The sequence below is a fragment of the Tessaracoccus defluvii genome (assembly GCF_014489575.1).
GTDB lineage: Bacteria > Actinomycetota > Actinomycetes > Propionibacteriales > Propionibacteriaceae > Arachnia > Arachnia defluvii.
The window spans coordinates 805,610-820,279 of record NZ_CP060789.1; the positions used below are offsets into that span (position 1 = coordinate 805,610).

Sequence of the window (14,670 nt, forward strand, 5' to 3'; positions counted from 1 at the left end):
CCATGGATTTCCAGCAGCAGGCCGTGGCCGCCCGCGAGGCCGCCCGCACCCTCGGTACCCTCACCCGCGCCCGCAAGGATGCCGCGCTGCACGCCATGGCCGATGCGCTCGCCGACGCCGAGGTCGAGCTGCTGGCCGCCAACGCCGGGGATGTCGCCAGGGCACGGGAGGCGGGCACGGAGGAGGCCATCGTCGACCGACTGGCGCTCACCTCCGCCCGGATCGCGGGCATGGTGCAGGGACTGCGTGACCTGGCCGCCCTCCCGGATCCCGTCGGCGATGTGGTGCGCGGCTGGAAGCTCCCCAACGGCGTGTCCGTGACCCAGGTACGGGTGCCGTTCGGCGTCGTCGGCATCATCTACGAGGCCCGGCCGAACGTCACGGCCGACGCGGCCGGCATCTGCCTGAAGTCCGGTAACGCGGCGCTGCTGCGCGGGTCGTCGTCGGCGCTCGGATCGAACCAGGTGACGGTGGCCGCGCTGCGGCGGGGCCTCGAGTCCGTCGGCATCGCCCCCGACGCCGTCCAGCTCGTCATCGGCGGCCGCGAGGTCACCGGCGACATGATGCGGGCCCGGGGGCTGGTCGACGTGCTCATCCCGCGGGGCGGGGCGGGCCTCATCCGGGCCGTGGTCGACGGCTCCACGGTGCCGGTCATCGAGACGGGCACCGGGAACTGCCACATCTACGTCGATGAGGCGGCCGACCTCGACCAGGCCATCGGGATCCTTCTCAACGCCAAGACGCAGCGCCCCAGCGTGTGCAACGCGGCCGAGACGTTGCTGGTGCACCGGGCCGTCGCCGACGCGTTCCTGCCGCGGGCCCTCGACGTCCTCGCGGGCGCGGGCGTCACCGTCCACGGCGACGCGGCCGTCGTCGCCTACTCCGACGCCGTCGTCCCTGCGGGGCCGGACGAGTTCGAGGGGAGTACCTCGACCTCGACCTGGCGGCCCGCGTCGTCGACGACCTCGGCGAGGCGCTGGACCACATCCGCCGTCACGGCACGGGGCATTCGGAGACGATCATCACGACGTCGAAGGCGGCCGCCAAGCGGTTCACAGACGACGTCGACGCGGCCGCCGTCCTCGTCAACGCGTCCAGCCGGTTCGTCGACGGCGGCGAGTTCGGCTTCGGCGCCGAGATCGGCATCTCCACGCAGAAGCTGCACGCCCGCGGGCCCATGGGGCTGGCCGAGATGACCAGCAGCAAGTACCTCGTGGAGGGCGACGGACAGGTCCGCGCCTGAGCAATGTCCGCCGGACGGCCTGCGCTTGCTAGGATCGCGTCCCATGAGCCTTCTTCTGGAGACCGCCGCTGAGGCGCCGCTCGTGCCCAGCTGGGTCATGGGTGTGTTTGTGCTTGTCCTGCTGCTCGGGGCCCTCGGCTGGGTCGTGGGGATGGGTTCGGGACGCCCGAACTCGAAGTGACGTCGACCGAACTGGCGCTGGCCCGGACTGAGCGCGTCGGGCGCTACCGGCTCGGCGTGATGGGCGGCACATTCGACCCGATCCACCACGGACACCTCGTGGCCGCCTCGGAGGTGGCCGCGAAGTTCGGCCTGCACGAGGTCGTCTTCGTCCCGACCGGTGTGCCCTGGCAGAAGCGGGACCGGGACGTCTCGCTGGCCGAGGACCGCTACCTCATGACGGTGATCGCCACGGCGTCGAATCCCCGGTTCTCCGTGTCCCGCGTGGACATCGACCGGGCGGGCGACACCTACACCGTCGACACCCTCCGCGACCTCCATGCCGAGCGGGGCGAGAACACCGACCTGTTCTTCATCACGGGCGCCGACGCGCTCCGGCAGATCCTGACGTGGCGCGGCGCGGACGAGTTGTTCGACCTGGCCCACTTCGTCGGGGTCACGCGTCCCGGCGTGCCCCTGACGGAGCGTGACCTCTCGCACCTGCCCGAGGACGCCGTCACCCTCATCGAGGTGCCCGCCCTGGCCATCTCGTCCACTGACTGCCGTGACCGCGTCCGCGGCCACGAGCCGATCTGGTACCTGGTGCCCGATGGCATCGTCCAGTACATCGCAAAGCGGGGCCTCTACCCGGCCCCAGAAGCCGGAGTTCCCCATGACCGCACCTGATCCGGTGCTCGCCGCCGTCACCATCGCCGCACAGGCGGCCTCGGACAAGATGGGTGACCAGATCGTCGCCTTCGACGTGTCCGGGCAGCTCTCCATCACCGACATCTTCCTGATCGCCTCCGCCAGCAACGAGCGCCAGGTCGGCGCGATCGTCGACGGCGTCGAGGAGGCTCTGATCAAGAAGGTCCGGCTGAAGCCGACCCGCCGCGAGGGCGACCGGGAGAACCGGTGGGTCCTGCTGGACTACGTCGACTTCGTGGTGCACGTGCAGCACACCGAGGAGCGCTCCCTGTACAACCTGGAGCGGCTCTGGAAGGACTGCCCGCAGGTGCCGCTGGACATCGAGCGGCCCGAGCCGACGGCCGCCGACGACGTGGCCGCCGACGACGTGGACGTCGACTGAGTCCATGCTCCGCGACGTCGGAACCCGCGTCCTGCTGCTGCGCCACGGACAGACCGACTGGAACCACTCCCGCCGGTTCCAGGGACGCGCCGACGTACCGCTGAACGAGGCAGGCGTCGAGCAGGCGAAGGCGGCCAGGACACGGCTGGAGGGCTTCGTCTTCGATGCCGTCTACAGCTCGCCGCTGAGCCGCGCCCTGCACACCGCGCGCCTCGTGAGGCCGGGGGAGCCGGTCCTGATCGACCCCCGGCTGGCGGAGATCGACGTCGGCACGTGGGCAGGACTGACGTGGGACGAGGTGGCCGCGCAGGCGCCCGAGATGCTGGAGCGTGACCGGCCGGACGACTTCCGGCATTCGGCGACGGGGGAGACCGTGGCGGAGGTGACGGCCCGCGTCGTGCCCGCCGTCGAGGAGATCGCACAGCGCCACGAGGGCGGCACGGTGCTGGTCGCCTCGCACGGCCTCGCGCTGACGTGTGCGTTGCACGGCCTGCTGGGCTTGCCCAACGGGACGCTGGGCACGCTGGGCAACGCCCACTTCGCAGAACTCGGCCTTACCGGGGAACGCTGGCGCCTGCTGGCGCACAACGTCGACTCCTGACTTTCGGCCACACCTGCGCGACGACCGGGTTTTTTGGACATGCACGGGTAGTCAGAGCGGGTTCATGGGGCACAATCAGCGCCATGAAGAGCGCGATCGTGGTGGGGGCCGGCATCGCCGGCCTCGTCAGCGCATACCGGCTCTCGAAGGCCGGATATGCAGTGACGATCTTTGAAGGGGCACGCGAGCCAGGGGGCATGGTCGCCCATGTCGACCTCGCCGGGGTGAGCGTGGACTCCGGGGCCGAGGCCTTCGCCGTGCGCGGCGGACACGCCAGGGCCCTGTGTGACGAACTCGGCGTGGCGGTCGCGGCGCCGCTCGGCGAGCCGCGCCTCTGGTGGTCAGAGGGCCAGTTCCCGGTCGGCAGGGGAGTGCTCGGCATTCCGATAGCCCTCGACGACCCCGCCCTCGCCTCCGCTGGCGAGGAAGGCAGGCGTGCCGTCGAGGCCGAGCCCGGCCTCGATCCCGCGATCGGCGCCCACGCCAAGACCGTGGGCGAACTCGTTCGCGCCCGGCTGGGCGACCATGTCCTGATCCGGTGCGTGGAGCCGGTGCTGCGGGGCATCTTCGGTGTCCATGCCGACCGGATCGGGATCGAGGCGGTCGCACCGGGCCTGACGGCAGAGTTCGCCGCCTCGGGGTCGCTCCTGGCCGCGGCGGCCACCCTGCGAGGTCGGGCGGGGGCGGTCGTCGAGCAGCCCGTCGGAGGCATGTACAGGCTCGTCGAGGCGCTCGTCACTGCCGTCGAGGCGGGCGGCGGGCGGATCGTCACGGGCACAGCGGTCACTGGTCTGCACCGCTCCAAGGAGGGGATCTCCGTGGAGGGGAGGGCAGGCCAGCTCGCTCTGACGGAACGACTCGTGTTGGCGGTCCCCGCGAGCGTCGCCGTCGCGCTGCTGTCGCACCTCGGGGCCGAACTGGAGGCGCCTCCTGTGCGGCACACCCGGCAGGTGCTGCTGGCTGCGCGCTCGGACGCACTGGCGGCCGAGCCGGTCGGATCCGGGGTGCTGGTCGCCGGAGCGCACGGTGAGCTCCGCGCCAAGGCGCTGTCCCACTATTCAGCGCGCTGGCCCTGGGCCCGGTCCACGGGGCTCGAGATCCTGCGCCTGTCCTACCCGGACTACGTGTTTCCCACCAGGGCGGAGGTGCTGCACGACGTGGCGCTGCTCACGGGGGTCCAGCTGCCCGACTCCGCGGTGCCCGCGCTCGTGTCCGTGAGCTGGGATCAGCTGCCCACCCCTGTCGAGCCCGCACACCGCAACCTTCTGGTCTCGGCCGCGGCCGAGACTGGCGTCGATATCGTCGGTGCGTGGCTCGACGGCAACGGCGTCGACGCCGTCACGGCGGGGACCAGGCGGGTGCTGGCGGAGCGCCACGAGGCATAGAACGGCCAGGCATGAGAAGCTAGACCCCGACACGACTGGGAAGGATCAATGGTGAAGCTTCGGTTGGGGACCCGCGGGTCTGCGTTGGCGCTGGCTCGTTCCGAGATGGTGGCCGAGCAACTTCGAGCCGCGGGGCACGAGGTCGAGGTCGTCCGGGTGGCGACCGCGCGCATCGACTCGAGCCACATGCCGGACGGCTACTCCCTTGGTGTGTTCGCCAAGGAACTCCGCGCCGCGCTGCGTGACGGCGAGTGTGACCTCGTGATGCACTCGTGCAAGGACGTGCCGCTGACTGACGAGCCGGACGACCTGCGGGTCGCCGCCGTCCTCAAGCGCGGCGACCACAGGGACGCGCTCGTGACGCTCAGCGGAGTGCCGTTGGCCGCGCTGCCGCGGGCCTCGCGGCTGGGCGTGACCTCGCTGCGGCGCATGGCGCAGTTGCGGGCGCTACGCCCGGACCTGACGTTCGTGGACGTGGGCGGGACGCTCGAGGAGCGGCTGCGTCGGCTGGAGCCGGGCGACCTCGACGCCGTTGTCCTGTCGGCCTCGGGGCTCAAGGCCCTCGGGCAGGAGGACCGGATCACCGAGTACCTGCCGATCCTGCCTGCGCCCGGCCAGGGCGCGCTGGTGCTGGAGTGCCGGACCGCCGATGAGGACGTCTTCGCGGCGGCCCTCGAGCTGGACCACGAGGAGACCCGGATCTGCGTGGAGGCGGAGCGGGCCGTGCTGTCCGGCCTCAGCACCACCTACATGGCGCCCGTCGGCGCGATCGCGTCGCGCCGCGGCATTCTCTCCCTGAAGGCCGGCGTCTACTCGCTGGACGGCAGCAAGCGTGTGGTGCTGGAGATCGGGCTGCCGACCTCCCACCTGCACGCGCGCCGTACCGGCCACAACGTCGCCGAGGCGCTGCTGCAGCGCAAGGCGGACAGATTCTTCGCGCCCGAGGTGATCGCCGCCCTCGACCTGTCGGAGGAGCATGACGACGAGTCGCTGTTCATCGAGGGGCCCGAGGACGACGACCGCATCCGGGTGCTGCTCCCACGGCAGGAGGGGAAGCTCTCCCAATCGTTGCGTGCCAACGGGCTGCGTGTCGACTGCGTCAAGCTGCAGGAGGCCCGCCTGATCTCGGCCGACAACATCATGCCGTGGGCCGACTGGGTGGTCGTCCCCTCCGCGCAGACCGTCTGGGCGCTGCGTGAGCGGGGCTGGGACATTCCGGCGTCGAAGAAGGTGGCCGCCATGGGCACCACCACGCGCCAGGTGCTGGAGGAGGGCGGCCGCGCCGTCGACCTCAGCCCCGAGGGCACCGCGAGCTCGAACACGCTGGTGGACGTCTTCCCGCAGGCGGAGGGCGAGGTGCGCGTCGCGATCGTGTGCGCCGATCAGCTCTCCACGAAGCTGGAGGACGGGCTCCGGGCCAAGGGCTACACCGTCGAACGCTGCGAGATCTACACGATGGCCGACGTGTCGGAGATCTACCCGGAGCTCCGGCAGAAGTGGGACGAGGGGGCCTGGGACGCGATCCTGCTGAGCCAGCCGTCGCTCGCCGGGGCCTACGTCCACCTGCTCGGGCACCGGGACGACGTCCAGGTCCTGGCGTGGGACGATCCCACCGCGGAGGCGCTGGAGGAGCTCGGCGTGCCGGTGCTTGACCGGGCCATGACCAAGGACACCTACGGGGTCGCGGCGCTGGCGAGGACGCTCCACAAGCACTACGGCAGGCGCTGACCTGCTCCCGTCAATCGGGCCCTGGCTAGGACCGGGGCCCGATTTGCACACCCGGGCGATGATGGACTAATGTTCTCTGAGTCGCCGCAGGGCGGCCTGGGGCTATGGCGCAGTTGGTAGCGCGCTTCCATGGCATGGAAGAGGCCAGGGGTTCGAATCCCCTTAGCTCCACCAGATTGGATGTATTAGAACACCTGACATCGGTTGATGTGGGTGCGAGGGCGGCGAACGGCTCGTTGAGCTGGATCGCCGCTTTTTCGTCTTCGGTGATGAGGATGCGCTGGTAGAAGGCCTGATTGGCGAGCCGTTTGCCCAAGTCGTCGGTGCGCTCATACATGGTGGCGCAGTCGGCGAGGAGTCGTAGGGCGGTGGCGAGGTGTTGGCGGGGTCCTTCGTGGTCGTGCCGCTCGGCTTCCAGCCGTTTGGTGACGTCAGCCAGTGCGATGCGGATTCGGTCTTGGTGGCGTTTCAGGGTGGGGAGGTCGATGGCGTCGGCGAAGTGGGCTTTGAGGAGCTTGTCTGCTTCGGCTTCCAGCCGCTGCTTGGTGGTGGCGAGGTCGTCGATGGCCTGGGACCGCTCAGCCAGACGCTCATCGAACGCCGCTTCGACCCGCTGTGCGAGCTGCGCGTAGGTGTGCTCGGTGATGGCGATCTGTTGGTAGCAGTCGGCGACGAGTTGCTCAGCAACGCCAACGGGCACGGCCTTCCTGGTACAGGAGGTGCGTTTCGTGGCTCGTCCGGTGCAGATGTAGTAGGCGTAGCGGATGCCTTGTTTGTTGCAGGCGTAGTCGAGCTGCAACCGCGACATGCAGGTGCCGCAGTACAGGGTGCCCTTGAGGTAGTGATCGTGCTTGCGGCGGCGTTCCCCAGCGGTGGCGCGGGTGTCCAGGAGGATCTGGACCCGCTGCCAGGTCTGCGGGTCGACGATGGGTTCGTGGGCGCCGGGGTGGAGGGCGCCTTGGTAGCGGACCTGCCCGATGTAGTACGGGTTGCGCAAGAGTTTGAAGAACGTGGAACGCCCCACCGGCCCGGACGGGCGTTTCGGGGTGGGGGCCGTGGTGAGGCCGCGGGCGGTGGCTTCGGTGAGGAGGTCGGGGACGGTGTGCTCGCCTTTGGCGTAGGTGTCGAAGACCCAGCGGATGAGGGGCGCACGGTCGGGGTCGATCTCAACGGTGCGGTACTCCCTGCCCTGGTCATCGGTGCGCCGGATGTTGAGGTAGCCGATGGGTGCCCGGGATGGGGTGCCGCCTGCGGCGACTTTCTGGGTCATGCCTTTGGTGACTTCGGCGGCGAGGTTGCGGGAGTAGAACTCCGCGATGGAGGACATGATGCCGTGGAGCAGCATCCCGGAGGGGGTGTCGTCGATGTTCTCGGTGGCGGAGACGAGTTGGACGCCGGCGTCGATGAGGTGGCGGTGGATGTCGACGTCATCGAGCCGGTTCCGTGCCAGCCGGTCGACCTTGTGCACGATGCAGTAGGTGACCTGATGGGTCGCGATGTAATCCAGTAGCTGCTGCAACCCCGGCCGTTTCGCCGACCTGGCTGACTCGCCGGCGTCGACGAACTCCGCGACCACCTGGGCGCCGAGGGTTTCGGCTTTGCGGCGGTTCGCCTCACGCTGGGCCGGGATGGAGAATCCTTCGTCGCGGCCGCCGGTGGTGGCTTGTTCCTTGGTGGAGACCCGTTGATAGGTCACCGCCGTCACCCGCCCCTCACCCGGGACGGTGGTCAGGGTCTTCGTGTCGGCGGTCGTCGTCATGGTTGGTGGTCCTCGTCGTCGAGTCGGCTACAGGTGCGGTCTGGTCGTGGAGGCGGTCGGCGAGGTGCAGCACTAGCGCGACCAGCCGGTCCATGTCCGGCTCGCCCCGGGGCACGGGTTCGGCGATCAACCGCCGCCCGTTCGGTGTGGTGCGTGCATGCCTCATGCCCCACAGGTGGACACCCCACCCCCGAGAGAAAGCCGGTGGTGGTGACGGTTCCGGAAAATGTCCGGCACCGTCCCGTCCTCCGGAGCCGGGCACGAGGGTGCTGGGTGGGGTGGTTCACGGCGGGGGAAAATTTCCCCAGCCGTGCAACCCAACCGGATGGTGCACGATCCGCACTGCCTCGCCGCGGCCCCCGATACCGGGGTCCCACTGACGGCTCACTCTGCAGGTGCGCACCGGCCCCAGATGGAGCACCCTGGCAGTGGCCTCCACGACTACTCCAGGTAAGGGGCTTGTGTCGAGCAGATCAGTCATGAATGCGCAGATCACCGTCTAATCTGCGCGTATCCCGGACATCGTCCGGGCGGGCAGCGGCTGCCCGCACCACAAGCAACCCGTCAGATCGTCTGCCGGGTCCGCTGGTGATACTGGTTGCGGTATGCGGTTGGGGTGACGCCCATGATCTTGGCGAACTGCTCCGCCGCATGACCACGATTCCGCCACCCCACCCGGACCCCGATCTCGCCGACCGTCATGTCCGACTCCCGCAACAGCCGAGCCATCTCCCGCACCCGCAACCGAGCCAGCAACATGATCGGCGGGACGCCGAACTGCTCCACGAACAGGCCCCCGAGCCGCGACGGCGACAGATGGGCATCCTGTGCGAGTTCGGCCAAGGTCCACCGGTGAGCGAGATCAGCTCGCATCCGAATGACCGTGTCACGGATCTCTGTCCTGGTAGGGCCGAGGCCAGAGTGCTCTGTGGCCGTCATCGGGGCAACTCGCTTCGCTGTCCACAGCACGGGCATTCCAGGCTTGCTCGTTGGGTCGCGGTACGTCGATACGCGGATGGGCTGACCCCGACGATGGTGGTGAACTGTCGTGCGGCGTGGCCGCGGCTGCGCCACCCGACCTGTGTCATGGCGACACCGACCGGAAGATCAGTCTCTATCAGGAGCTCGGCCAGTCTGTGGGCGCGAAGGTGAGCCAGGTACTGGATGGGAGGCATCCCGAAACGTTGGCTGAAGGCCCTGCCCAATTGTGACGTGGACAGGTGCACGAGGTCGGCAAGGTCACGAAGTCGCCAATCCCGTCCGGGGTCTTGAGCGAGGAGCCGTGCTGCATGGTGTACGGCTGTCTCGGTCCAGCACGTATGGCTGGGTGTGGTCTCGTCCGGGCAGACTCGCCACGAGGGGTCGATGCTCATCGCCGCCGCCTTCCTGAGGACGACTGCGTGCGGTGGGGCGGTGGCGAGGAGCCTGTGGTCTTGAACAAGTCCACCCATGCCTCGACGGGCAGGTCCTTCGGCAGTCCGGCAGCGTTCACGCCCTGGCGTGTCAGCCACGCCTGTGCCGCCTGTGGCGAGCCGAGCGAGGTGTTGCGTGCGAGGATCTGGGCCAGCCCACGTCCGGGACCGGTGTAGACGCGGTGGACCAGGGCGTGGAACTGGCGTCGCCGCGCCGGGGGCAGCAGCGGGTGTTCGCGGCGGTGGATGGTGAGGATTCCGCCGTCGACGCCCGGACGTGGGGTGAACGCGCGAGCGGGAACACGACTGTGCAACGTGAAGGTGAACCAGGGCGCCCATTGCGCGGTCATCATCGTGGCACCGCCGACGCCCGCTCTGCGCCGCGCAACTTCCCATTGCACGAGCACGATTGCATCGGTCCATGCCGGGGCATGCAGGATGCGTCGCAGCATGGCCGTGGTCTGGTGAAACGGCAGGTTCCCGACGAGCACATGCGCCGATGTTGGAAGCCGGTAGTCCAGGAAGTCGTCGGCGACGACCTCCACGTGCGACGGCAACCGCTCGGCCAGGCGTTGGGCGAGCCGGGTGTCGATCTCGACGGCTGTCACCGGTGGCCCGAGCTGGGCCAGCGGGGTGGTGAGTGCTCCGTCACCGGGGCCGATCTCGATGATCGGGCCATCGGTGGCGGCCACGAGCCGGGTCATCGTGGCAATGATGGATGGGTCAGTCAGGAAGTTCTGGCCGTGCTCATGACGGCCACCTCGATAGATAGGCACTGTTTGCTCCGTGGTTGTTGCGGAGCCGGGCACGCTGAAAGAGCCGCCCGGCCGTGATCACCGGGGCGGGAGCAACAACCTGTGGAGGGTGCTCGCCGCTGTTAGCGGCTGCGCAGACGCAGCGAAGCAGTGCCGTAAACCAACATGCCAACCAGCGTAGGTCACCCCACCGCCACTCGGCGACCCAATAACCCGTCCATGCGTCAAAGACGCGCAGATCCGTATCACCACAGGCCAGAACCGACTTGCAGGCCGTCCGTGCCCGACGAACCTCCACCTCCGCGAGTGATCCCATAGAGCTGCCACGCGTCTTGCAGATCGAGGACAAAGGTCCCGAATCAACTCAGAGTTGACCTGCGCGACAGTGCAGGGGTGTGAGTGCTCTTCCAGTCGGCGCCCATGCCTGGGCGGTGACGTGGAGCCACCCCAGTGTGGTAACTTCAGATTGTCATTGTCTAATCAGAGTTTACCGATCGGGGTGGAGTGTCGAGCGAGGTTCCCGGGTCCGCGCGTCTGGTTCTGGCGTCGGGGGTGGTCCATCTCGATGAGCAGGCGGCGGTGTTCGGGGCGATGTTGTCGGGATGGGAACGGCAGCAACGGTCTCGGTTGCTGGCGGACGCGACGATCGAGCCTCGGGTGGCGTTACTGCGCCGGTTCACCGAGTTCGCCGGATCGTTCCCGTGGCAGTGGAGTGCCGGGGACGTGGAGGATTTCACGTTGTCGCTGATGAGTGGCGCGGCGAGGCTGGCACCGTCAACGATCCGCGGCTATCACCTGACGTTGCGGATGTTCTGCGACTACCTGCTCGACGGCCGCTATGGGTGGGTGAGCGAGTGTGAGCAGCGGTTCGGGGTGATCCCTTCGCAGGTCTGCCACGACTTCAACACCGTTGCGCATCTCAACGACTACGAGGGGCGGCCGGGGCGACGACCGTTCACCTACGACGAGTTGCAGCACCTGTTCGACTTCCTCGACACCCGGGTTGAGCGGGTGCAACGGTCGGGCCGCAAGGGTGCGTGGGCTGCGTTGCGGGACGCTCAGATGGTCAAGACCTGCTACGCCTACGGGTTGCGGCGTCGGGAGTTGTGCTTACTCGACATCGCGGACCTGCGTCCGAACCCGCACATGCGTCAGTGGGGAACCTTCGGGGCGGTGCATGTCCGCTACGGCAAGGCGGTCCGCGGCAGTACGCCTCGGCGTCGAACGGTGCTCACGGTCCCGGAGTTCGACTGGGTGGTCGATGGTCTGCGGCAATGGGTCGAGCAGGCCCGGCCGCTGCTGCGGCCTGATGACCGGGATGCTCTGTGGTTGACGGAGCGGCGGCAGCGGGTCTCGGTGAAGTCGATGGATAACCGCTTCGCCTGGCTGCGTGAACAGGCCGACCTGGACGCTGACCTGACCCTGCATTGCCTGCGGCACTCGTATGTGACGCACCTGATCGAGTTCGGTTACCCGGAGCGGTTCGTCACCGAGCAGGTTGGTCACTCCTACGCCTCGACCACGGCGATCTACACGAACGTGTCCAACGACTTCAAGACCAAGACCTTGAAAGCGGCTCTGGCCCGCGTCTACGACAACACCCAGGAGGAACGATGACGAAGAAGCTGTCGATGCTGTGGCATCTGCGTCAACTGATGGCGGCGAAGGGCATGTTCCAGACCACTGATCTGGTCGAGCCGCTGCACGAGCGCGGGATCGAGTTGTCGCGGCAGATGGTGCACCGGATCGTCACGAAGCCACCGCAGCGGATCAACACCGACCTACTGGCTGCGCTCTGCGACATCCTGGACTGCACCCCATCCGATCTCCTGGAACTGCACGTCGAGGAGCACCGCCAGCCACAAGCGGTCAATGACGGCGGGCCAGGGATCGGCGATCTGCGCCCGATCCGCGCGAAGATCAGGCGCCCCGACGGCGTTTCGGAGTGACCCGGGCATCCGCGAGCCGCGAGTGCGTGCGCTGCGGCATCTGGGCGACGACGGTGATGCTGCCGACGGGGCCGATCTGCTACCTCTGCCGTCGTGACATCGCCTACCACCCAGCTGTCTGCCCGGAGTGCTTCGAGCTGCGTCCGGTCGCCTACCCATCGGTGAGCAGCGACAACGTGCTGGTCTGCGCCGGATGCGCGGGCGCGGAATCGATCTTCGCCTGCACCGGATGCGGGCGTGAGGACCATCCCTACGCTCGTGATCGTTGCGCCCGCTGCGTCCTGGCCGAGCGCCTCACCAGCCTGCTCACCGACCCGACCACCGGCGCCGTCCATGAGCGGCTGCAGCCCCTCTTCGACGAGTTGGTCGCCGCCCGCCGTCCGCAAAGCGTGATCACCTGGCTACAGAAACCGCCCGCGACCGGCGTCAGACTGCTCGACCTCTTGGCCCGCGGTGAGTTGCCCATCAGCCACGACACATTCCGCGGCCTGCCCGCTGACCGCTCCCACAACTACCTGCGCGACCTCCTCGCCTCGACTGGGGTGCTGCCGCCGTATCACCCGCCGATCGAGCAGATCGAACGCTGGCTCGACACCACACTCGAACCCCTGCACGGCGAGGACAAAGGGCTCGTCGGCCGCTACGCCCGCTGGCACCTCCTGCGACGCCTACGCGGCGCCGCCGACCGCGGGGAGCTGACCAAATCAGCGATCTACAGCGCCCGCGGGAACATCAACGGCGCGGTCCGGCTCGGCCAGTGGGTCGCCCGACACGACACCACAATCGCCAGCCTGTCCCAGTCGCAGCTGGAGTCCTACCTCGCCGACTATCCCGGCGCACGCAACAGCCAGCAGAGCTTCGTCGCCTGGCTCGGTCGCGCGCGAGTGAACACCGCCATCACGATCCCGTGGCGGGGAACCACCATGCCCGAAGTCACGGTCTCCGACGCCGACCGTTGGGACCAGATCAAGACCCTGCTCCACGACGACACGATCGCCCTCCACGCCCGCATCGGTGGCCTGTTCACGCTCCTATTCGCTCAACCCCTCGAAACAGTCGTCGCGATGCGCACCGACCAGATCACCCTCACCGACGACGACACAGTGCTCGTCACCTTCGATACCGTCGCCATCGAAATGCCGCCCGGACTGGACGACCTCCTCCGCCGCCACCTCGACCGCCCCGGCAGCCCGTCCATCGCCAGCACCGACCACGGATGGCTGTTCCCCGGCAGACACCCCGGACGCCACCTCGTCAGAGAAACCTTCCGCGGACACCTCGCCCGCCTCGGCATCCAACCCGGACGCGCCCGCCACGCCGCCATGTTCGCCCTCGCCGGACAGGTTCCCGCGCCCGTCCTCGCCGAACTCATCGGCATCGCCGACAAGACCGCCACCAAATGGGCCGCCCTCGCCACCCGCGACTGGTCCGAGTACGTCACCCAACGAGACACCTACAAGAACGGCTGAACCATGTCCATCGAAGACCGACTCACAGACGCAGACCTCCTCTGGAAGCACGGACGACGCGAAGGAGCGCTCCTCAGCGTCCTCGTCGCCGTCGCCGCCACCGCTCGCAAGGCGTTCCCTGAGATCACCGGTGACCGGGCAAGCTTCGAAGCCTTCATGAAGACCACGCACGGCTGGACGATCGGCGTCGAATACCGAGGCAAGCCAGTCGATCTCGACCACCTGTTCTACAAGTGGCTGCGCTGCGAACTCATCCACACCGGCACACTCCCGGTCGACCTCCGCATCGAAGACCAACTCGGCGACCCGAACGCCAACTCCGTCCGGGCCGGCGGAGCACCCGACTACACCGTGCTACTCGGCCCAGGCTGGTACCACTTCCTCGTCAACGCCGTCCGCAACGCGCCCGCCAACGCCGACATCACCTGGAGCACCGCAGCGCCGAGCTCTCCCCAGTAGCCCGGAACTCGCCCAACTCGAATACGAGCCCTGCACCGGTATGGCGCCCCCTGGGTGCCCCGATGATGCTGCACCGGGTGGTCGCTGAAGATGGCTGCATCGACCGGAACCGACCTGGTCGGCACCTCGATCTGCAAGAGGCGTGACGTTGCTGAGCTGAGAACGAGACGAAGAGCTGTATTGAGCTTCCTGCACACCAAGTCTGAGGGGATACTCCTCTTGGAGCCCGCACAATGCCTGCAACGAAGTCGCCGGAGTGCCTGCTGGTGATGAAGCTGCACGTCTCCCGGGATGAACGTGACATCGAAGACGCCGCGGGGCTGTTCGTCCGGCTCGACTACACCACCGCACAAGACTGTATCGACGTCCTAACGGCCACCAACCCGGTGGGTCAATTGCTGTTCAGGCCCGCTACGTCGCCGAAGACATCGCAGGCTGCGTCAAAGTTCCGCGCGTCGGCGAAGGCGATGCGCCACCGTTGACCGCGGGGCCAACCGTGCTCCGGGAGCCGGTCTGGCTCGTGGACGAAGTCCGGCAACGGCGGACGACGGTCCGGGCTTCTGTCGGGCTGCGTCGCGATCGGAGGATTGGTCACTCTGGCCCGGTCCCTAGCCGGGGTCAGCCTCGTTTCAGCCATGAGGCGTAGAAGCGCCAAAGCTCA

At 68.2% G+C, this 14,670-nt stretch carries 15 protein-coding genes, 1 tRNA gene and 2 pseudogenes; 13 read left to right on the plus strand and 5 right to left on the minus strand.

Annotated features, from left to right (window positions below; genetic code table 11):
- The first annotated feature begins 2 nt into the window (after window positions 1-2).
- The 8 genes and pseudogenes from H9L22_RS03740 (at window position 3) to H9L22_RS03775 (ending at window position 6,380) form a co-directional block, all read left to right on the plus strand.
- Window positions 3-1,243: pseudogene (locus H9L22_RS03740) on the plus strand (glutamate-5-semialdehyde dehydrogenase).
- A 43-nt stretch (window positions 1,244-1,286) separates the two neighbouring features.
- Complete coding sequence (locus H9L22_RS03745; RefSeq protein WP_187721650.1) at window positions 1,287-1,424, plus strand: hypothetical protein; 138 nt, start codon at window positions 1,287-1,289, stop codon at window positions 1,422-1,424.
- Window positions 1,421-2,089, plus strand: a complete 669-nt coding sequence (nadD, locus tag H9L22_RS03750) for a nicotinate-nucleotide adenylyltransferase (RefSeq protein WP_187721651.1) — start codon at window positions 1,421-1,423, stop codon at window positions 2,087-2,089. The genes H9L22_RS03745 and nadD overlap by 4 nt, the downstream gene beginning before the upstream one ends.
- Complete coding sequence (rsfS, locus tag H9L22_RS03755) at window positions 2,076-2,492, plus strand: ribosome silencing factor (protein ID WP_187721652.1); 417 nt, start codon at window positions 2,076-2,078, stop codon at window positions 2,490-2,492. Before nadD ends, rsfS begins: the two co-directional genes overlap by 14 nt.
- Window positions 2,493-2,496: 4 nt before the next feature.
- Window positions 2,497-3,093, plus strand: a complete 597-nt coding sequence (locus tag H9L22_RS03760) for a histidine phosphatase family protein (protein ID WP_187721653.1) — start codon at window positions 2,497-2,499, stop codon at window positions 3,091-3,093.
- 83 nt (window positions 3,094-3,176) lie between these two features.
- Window positions 3,177-4,478 carry a protoporphyrinogen/coproporphyrinogen oxidase gene (locus tag H9L22_RS03765; RefSeq protein WP_187721654.1) on the plus strand — a complete coding sequence of 434 codons (1,302 nt, stop codon included), beginning with the start codon at window positions 3,177-3,179 and terminating at the stop codon, window positions 4,476-4,478.
- A 51-nt stretch (window positions 4,479-4,529) separates the two neighbouring features.
- Complete coding sequence (gene hemC / locus H9L22_RS03770; RefSeq protein ID WP_187721655.1) at window positions 4,530-6,206, plus strand: hydroxymethylbilane synthase; 1,677 nt, start codon at window positions 4,530-4,532, stop codon at window positions 6,204-6,206.
- A 98-nt stretch (window positions 6,207-6,304) separates the two neighbouring features.
- A tRNA-Ala gene (locus tag H9L22_RS03775) sits at window positions 6,305-6,380 on the plus strand.
- Between the two features lie 550 nt (window positions 6,381-6,930).
- On the opposite strand, the pseudogene H9L22_RS20260 reads toward H9L22_RS03775, so the two are convergent.
- The 5 genes and pseudogenes from H9L22_RS20260 to erm form a co-directional block, all read right to left on the minus strand.
- Window positions 6,931-7,965: pseudogene (locus H9L22_RS20260) on the minus strand (recombinase family protein); the annotation flags it as partial.
- Entirely contained in the window at window positions 7,919-8,131 is a 213-nt protein-coding gene (locus H9L22_RS03785; protein WP_187721656.1) for a hypothetical protein, read from the minus strand. The gene H9L22_RS03785 and the pseudogene H9L22_RS20260, both read right to left, overlap by 47 nt.
- A gap of 398 nt (window positions 8,132-8,529) precedes the next feature.
- Entirely contained in the window at window positions 8,530-8,838 is a 309-nt protein-coding gene (locus H9L22_RS03790; protein ID WP_187721657.1) for a helix-turn-helix transcriptional regulator, read from the minus strand.
- 62 nt (window positions 8,839-8,900) lie between these two features.
- Window positions 8,901-9,416 (minus strand): helix-turn-helix transcriptional regulator, encoded by a 516-nt coding sequence (locus H9L22_RS20265; protein WP_155049426.1) that lies wholly within the window; start codon window positions 9,414-9,416, stop codon window positions 8,901-8,903.
- Complete coding sequence (erm, locus tag H9L22_RS03800) at window positions 9,335-10,153, minus strand: 23S ribosomal RNA methyltransferase Erm (protein WP_187722554.1); 819 nt, start codon at window positions 10,151-10,153, stop codon at window positions 9,335-9,337. Before erm ends, H9L22_RS20265 begins: the two co-directional genes overlap by 82 nt.
- 636 nt (window positions 10,154-10,789) lie before the next feature.
- On the opposite strand from erm, the gene H9L22_RS03805 reads away from it, so the two are divergent.
- The 5 genes from H9L22_RS03805 (at window position 10,790) to H9L22_RS03825 (ending at window position 14,491) form a co-directional block, all read left to right on the plus strand.
- The gene (locus H9L22_RS03805; RefSeq protein WP_226965888.1) at window positions 10,790-11,749 is read left to right on the plus strand and encodes a tyrosine-type recombinase/integrase; all 960 of its coding nucleotides are present in this window, start codon (window positions 10,790-10,792) and stop codon (window positions 11,747-11,749) included.
- The gene (locus H9L22_RS03810) at window positions 11,746-12,081 is read left to right on the plus strand and encodes a helix-turn-helix domain-containing protein (protein ID WP_187720551.1); all 336 of its coding nucleotides are present in this window, start codon (window positions 11,746-11,748) and stop codon (window positions 12,079-12,081) included. Before H9L22_RS03805 ends, H9L22_RS03810 begins: the two co-directional genes overlap by 4 nt.
- Complete coding sequence (locus H9L22_RS03815; protein WP_187720552.1) at window positions 12,078-13,550, plus strand: site-specific integrase; 1,473 nt, start codon at window positions 12,078-12,080, stop codon at window positions 13,548-13,550. Before H9L22_RS03810 ends, H9L22_RS03815 begins: the two co-directional genes overlap by 4 nt.
- Before the next feature lie 3 nt (window positions 13,551-13,553).
- A complete protein-coding gene (locus tag H9L22_RS03820; protein ID WP_187720553.1) occupies window positions 13,554-14,009 on the plus strand; it encodes a hypothetical protein in 456 nt (151 codons plus the stop codon).
- Window positions 14,010-14,242: 233 nt separating this feature from the next.
- Window positions 14,243-14,491, plus strand: a complete 249-nt coding sequence (locus H9L22_RS03825; protein ID WP_187721659.1) for a hypothetical protein — start codon at window positions 14,243-14,245, stop codon at window positions 14,489-14,491.
- Window positions 14,492-14,670: the final 179 nt, after the last annotated feature.

Coding starts and splice junctions, on each gene's coding strand:
- rsfS (WP_187721652.1), top strand. CDS start 2,076: ATGACCGCACCTGATCCGGTGCTCGCCGCCGTCACCATCGCCGCACAG.
- H9L22_RS03785 (WP_187721656.1), bottom strand. CDS start 8,131: ATGAGGCATGCACGCACCACACCGAACGGGCGGCGGTTGATCGCCGAA.
- H9L22_RS03810 (WP_187720551.1), top strand. CDS start 11,746: ATGACGAAGAAGCTGTCGATGCTGTGGCATCTGCGTCAACTGATGGCG.
- H9L22_RS03760 (WP_187721653.1), top strand. CDS start 2,497: ATGCTCCGCGACGTCGGAACCCGCGTCCTGCTGCTGCGCCACGGACAG.
- H9L22_RS03765 (WP_187721654.1), top strand. CDS start 3,177: ATGAAGAGCGCGATCGTGGTGGGGGCCGGCATCGCCGGCCTCGTCAGC.
- H9L22_RS03820 (WP_187720553.1), top strand. CDS start 13,554: ATGTCCATCGAAGACCGACTCACAGACGCAGACCTCCTCTGGAAGCAC.
- H9L22_RS03790 (WP_187721657.1), bottom strand. CDS start 8,838: ATGCGAGCTGATCTCGCTCACCGGTGGACCTTGGCCGAACTCGCACAG.
- H9L22_RS03825 (WP_187721659.1), top strand. CDS start 14,243: ATGCCTGCAACGAAGTCGCCGGAGTGCCTGCTGGTGATGAAGCTGCAC.
- H9L22_RS03745 (WP_187721650.1), top strand. CDS start 1,287: ATGAGCCTTCTTCTGGAGACCGCCGCTGAGGCGCCGCTCGTGCCCAGC.
- H9L22_RS20265 (WP_155049426.1), bottom strand. CDS start 9,416: ATGGGTGGACTTGTTCAAGACCACAGGCTCCTCGCCACCGCCCCACCG.